The sequence below is a fragment of the Thioclava sp. SK-1 genome, from assembly GCF_001705665.1.
Classification (GTDB): domain Bacteria; phylum Pseudomonadota; class Alphaproteobacteria; order Rhodobacterales; family Rhodobacteraceae; genus Thioclava.
In genome coordinates, this window is the sequence record NZ_MDHA01000024.1 from 1 (window position 1) to 1,616 (window position 1,616).

The window sequence follows — 1,616 nt, forward strand, 5'->3', positions numbered from 1 at the left end:
AAGCCATTCTGAGAGAAAGGGAGAAGATCAAGAAACTGACGATCCGACAGCGCCGCTTGCAACATCAAAAACAAGCCGCATAATCAATCACGCAACCGAACCAGAGCCTCCAATGTTCAAGCAGATCTGATGTCCCATTTTATATGACGACAGACACCAGTCTGGAAGAGACTTCAGATTAGCCCAAGTGCGCGAATATGCAAAGCATGTTTGGTTGCGCTTTACCCCATAGGTGCACGATGCAGCATCCAATACTTTGGGCTCGGACCCGGCCTTCGCCGCCCGCATGCTGAACGCGGCCTGCTCCCGCCCGAAGCAGACGATGAGGTGATCGTGGACGGTAATGTCCATTGGACCTGCACCGTTTCTGTTCCGGTGTGTTGCTCATCTTAGGCGGCGATCTTTTCGAAGGCCACGGGTGATTTTCCGTCCAAGGCTGAATGGCGCCTGCGCGGGTTGTAGAAGCCGTTGATGTATTCGAACACCGCGACCTCGACATCCCGGCGTGTTTGCCATGTGTTTCGCCAGATCAACTCGGCTTTAAGAGATTTGAAGAAGCTCTCGACCGCCGAATTGTCGTAACAATTTCCTTTGCCACTCATGGAAGGGAGTAGTTTGTGACGGCGAAGGCGTTTCTGATACTCGTGCGCACAATATTGCGCGCCGCGATCGGTGTGGTGAATGCAGCCAGGCGGTGGTCGGCGTAGCGCGATTGCCATGTCCAAAGCACGTAGGGCCAAGTCCTGCTTCATGCGATTACTAATTGCCCAACCGATCACGCGCCGCGAATATAGATCAATAATAACAGACAAATAGGACCAACCCTCGCGGGTCCAGATATAAGTGATGTCCCCGGCCCACTTCTGGTTTGGCGCCGTCGCCGTGAAGTCCTGGTTCAAATGGTTCGGAGCGATGTTGAAGCTGTGGTCGCTGTCGGTTGTGCGCTTAAATTTACGACTGCGCAGAACCTGAATGCCGTTGTCACGCATGATCCGGGCGACCCGGCGCTGGCCGACGTGGATGCCCAATTCGTTCAATTCCTGCGTCATGCGCGGACGGCCATAGCTGCCCAAGCTGAGCCGATGTTGTTCGCGGATATATGCCAGAAGGATCATGTCACGACGCTGGCGATGTGAGGGCGGCCTGCGACGCCACGCCCGTAGCCCACGATCTGAAACCTGCATCAGGCGGCACAGATACACACGTGAAAGATCTCCGCGATACTCCGCAATGAATTGAAATCTCATTGCTTTTGGCTCGCGAAGAAGATTGCCGCCGTTTTTAACACCTCCCTCTCCTCCCGCAGAATACGGTTCTCTTTGCGCAAGCGCTCATTCTCGCGGCGCAACTCCGCGGCCTCAGCTGCTGTTGGATCGGTCGAGTAATCCCGCATCCACTTGCCCAAGGTCGAAAAACCAACCCCAAGGTCCGACGCAACCTGTCGCCGTGTCAGGCCGCTGTGCGCCGCGATCCGAACCGCTTCGCGCTTGAAATCTTCACTATGCTTGGCTGCCATATCCAGTCTCCTTCAAAGCGAGCATTGCTCACAGAAAACCGGAACGGAAGTGATGCAAGTCCAGTCTTCGACCGCGACGGATCAGAGATTGCCGCCGAAG

The 1,616-nt window shown here is 55.3% G+C and carries 1 protein-coding gene; it reads right to left on the reverse strand.

Annotated features, from left to right (window positions below; all coding sequences use genetic code 11):
* Window positions 1-389: 389 nt before the first annotated feature.
* A protein-coding gene (locus BFP70_RS02895) for an IS3 family transposase (RefSeq protein WP_369820176.1) occupies window positions 390-1,516 on the reverse strand; the annotation gives its coding sequence in 2 pieces (ribosomal slippage) (window positions 390-1,273 and window positions 1,273-1,516; 1,128 coding nt in all).
* Window positions 1,517-1,616: the final 100 nt, after the last annotated feature.